Below are 2,948 nucleotides of genomic sequence, written 5' to 3'. Positions count from 1 at the left end.
TCGTGGACGAGCACGATCTCGACATCGCCCCACAGCCCGGCGAGCCCGCGCGCGACCGACTCCTGCCGAGTCGCTCCGCCGGTGACGACCGAGACGAGGTCGCGACGGTCACCGGCCGCCTCGAGCGCGTCGGTCAGCGCGTCGCCTTCGCGCCCGCGCGGCGCGACGATCACGACTTGCGCCGACGGACCAGCGAAGACCCGCGTCAGGGCGTGCCGGAGGATGCTGTGCTCGTCTATGCCGACGAACGCCTTCGGGCTCCCCGCCTCGAGGCGGGTACCCGACCCGGCGGCAACGACGATGACGGCGATGCGAGGGACGGGCGTCGGTTCGTGAGCGGCGTCGAAGGGCACGCCCCCACGCTACCGGGGTCGAGGAGCGGGGTGCGTCAGGACGCCAGGACCTCGTCGAGGACCAAGCCGGCCTGCTCTTCGTCGGTCTTCTCTGCGAGCGCGAGCTCGGAGATCAGAATCTGACGTGCCTTCGCGAGCATGCGCTTCTCGCCGGCCGAGAGGCCGCGGTCCTGATCGCGACGCCACAGGTCGCGAACGACCTCGCTCACCTTGATGACATCGCCGGAGGCGAGCTTCTCGAGGTTCGCCTTGTAGCGACGGGACCAGTTGGTCGGCTCCTCGGTGAACGGCGCACGCAGCACCTCGAACACCCGATCGAGTCCCTCTTTGCCGATGACGTCGCGCACGCCGACGAGGTCGACATTCTCCGCAGGGACCTCAATGATGAGGTCTCCCTGGGTGACGTTGAGCTTCAGGTACTTCTTGGTCTCGCCGCGAATGATGCGGTCCTTGACCTCGATGATGGTCGCGGCCCCGTGATGGGGGTAAACGACCGTCTCGCCAACCTCAAAAAGCATCGAGTTATGTCCTTTCGGCAACCTACAGAATACCACAGGGGACATACGCTAAGGTTCGCCGCCCACCCGTCGGGTGCGCCCGCATCCGCGCCGCCCTGGCCATAGAATGCAGAGGATGCCCGCTCTCGTCTCTGGAGGATCCGTGAAATCGCGCCTCATCGCGTCGCTCATCGTTGGCGCCGCCGTCGTTCTCGGTACGACCGGCTGCAACATGAATACGACGATGGCGACCAAGATCCCCTACTCCCCGTCGGACGGCGTCTCCGTGCCGGACTCGGGACCGATCCTGGTGCGAAACGCGCTGTTCGTCGCCGACGAGAACGGCGAAGACGCGAACTTCGTCGCCGTGCTCATCAACAGCACCGACAAGACCGCGACGCTCCACCTCGAGATCGGCGAGGGTTCCGCCAAGATCGACGAGTCGATCCGCGTGCCCGCCGAGACGACCGTCAGCCTGGGTGTCGATGAGGACCCGCTGTTGATCGAGGGCCTCGGGGTCAAGCCCGGCGCCATGGTGCCGGTCTACTTCCAGTCGGCCGAGGATGCCGGAGTCCTGGTCGATGTCCCCGTGCTCGACGGGACGCTCGACTACCTGTCGTCGCTCGCTCCCTGAGCAGTGCGCGGTCACGCCTCGAAGCGGTAGCCCAGCCCACGTACCGTGACGAGCATCGACGGATCCGCCGGACGCTCCTCGATGCGAGACCGGATGCGCTTGATGTGCACGTCGAGGGTCTTGGTGTCGCCGAAGTAGTCGGTCCCCCATACCCGGTCGATGAGCTGTCCGCGGGTGAGGACGCGTCCGGCGTTGCGCATGAGCACCTCGAGCAGCTCGAATTCCTTGAGTGGCATGGCGATCTCGGACCCCGCGACAGACACCGTGTGGCGGTCGATGTCGAGGGTCACCCGCCCGCCGGAGAGCACCCGGTCATCGAGGTCGGCGTCGATCGCCGCCAGCCGACGCAGCACGGCGCGCATGCGTGCCAGCAGCTCACGCGCCGAATACGGCTTCGTGACGTAGTCGTCGGCGCCGAGCTCGAGGCCCACCACGATGTCCACCTCGGAGTCCTTGGCGGTGAGCATGATGATCGGCACCCCCGATGAGGCCCGGATCTGGCGGCACACTTCGGTGCCCGACATCCCCGGCAGCATCAGGTCCAGCAGCACGATGTCAGCACCGTGCTCGCGGAACAGGGTGAGCGCGGACGGACCGTCTTCGGCGATCTCGACTTCGTACGCCTCCCGGCGCAGCAGGTAGGCGAGCGGATCGGCGAGATCGGGCTCGTCCTCCACGATCAGGACGCGCGTCATGCGGGATCTCCGTTCGAGGGGATGGGCTTCGGGAGTGCCGCGTCCTGCTGCGAGGACTTGCGGATCGATGACTTCATGCGACCTTTCTTACGCTTCCCCGGCGACGGGACGTCGGCCGGCCCGTCGACGAGAGGCAACCGGATGGTGAAGGTCGAGCCACGACCGGGTCGCGACCAGAGCTTCACCTCGCCACCGTGACGCTGCACGGCGTGCTTGACGATGGAAAGACCCAGGCCGGTGCCGCCGGTGCGCCGCGAGCGGGCCTGATCGGCGCGGTAGAAGCGCTCGAACACGCGCTCCTGCTCGCCCTCGGGGATGCCGATGCCCTGGTCGGTGACGGCGATCTCGACGACGGCGTCGACGGACTTCACACCGACGCCCACAGACGAGCTGGTCGGGGAATATGCGACGGCATTCGCGATGAGGTTGCCGACGGCCTCGCTCAGCACCTGGGCGTCGCCGCGGACATAGAGCCCCCGCTCCCCCCCGCGCGAGATCTTGACACCGGTCGCCGATGCCTGGATCGCGTGCGCCTCGATGGCGGAGGCGATCACCTCGTCGATGGAGACCTCGCGCTCGTCGGTGAACTCGTCGGCCGCCTGCAGGCGCGAGAGGTTCATGATGCGGGAGGTCAGCTGCGCCAGTCGGGCGGCTTCGGCCTGCAGCCTGGTGGCGAACGCGCGCACCTGGTCAGGGTCGTCGGCAGCGGACTCGATCGCCTCGGCGAGGAGGCTCACGGCGCCGACCGGCGTCTTCAGTTCGTGACTGG

The 2,948-nt window shown here is 67.6% G+C and carries 5 protein-coding genes; 1 reads left to right on the top strand and 4 read right to left on the bottom strand.

What is annotated here, in order from left to right:
* Window positions 1-353: IspD/TarI family cytidylyltransferase (locus AC1DVT_RS19240; protein ID WP_477390891.1), on the bottom strand; the 353-nt coding region annotated here is incomplete at its 3' end.
* Window positions 354-388: 35 nt separating this feature from the next.
* Entirely contained in the window at window positions 389-871 is a 483-nt protein-coding gene (locus tag AC1DVT_RS19235; protein ID WP_457099288.1) for a CarD family transcriptional regulator, read from the bottom strand.
* A 115-nt stretch (window positions 872-986) separates the two neighbouring features.
* On the opposite strand from AC1DVT_RS19235, the gene AC1DVT_RS19230 reads away from it, so the two are divergent.
* The gene (locus AC1DVT_RS19230; protein ID WP_477390889.1) at window positions 987-1,484 is read left to right on the top strand and encodes a DNA modification methylase; all 498 of its coding nucleotides are present in this window, start codon (window positions 987-989) and stop codon (window positions 1,482-1,484) included.
* Window positions 1,485-1,495: 11 nt separating this feature from the next.
* Here the strand turns inward: AC1DVT_RS19230 and AC1DVT_RS19225 are convergent, their stop codons facing one another.
* Entirely contained in the window at window positions 1,496-2,179 is a 684-nt protein-coding gene (locus tag AC1DVT_RS19225; RefSeq protein ID WP_457099286.1) for a response regulator, read from the bottom strand.
* A partial coding sequence (locus AC1DVT_RS19220; protein WP_477390887.1) for a sensor histidine kinase occupies window positions 2,176-2,948 on the bottom strand: 773 nt, incomplete at its 5' end. The genes AC1DVT_RS19225 and AC1DVT_RS19220, both read right to left, overlap by 4 nt.

The sequence above is a fragment of the Microbacterium sp. P2_F9 genome, assembly GCF_056403635.1.
This window is presented reverse-complemented; position numbering and strand designations above follow the sequence as displayed.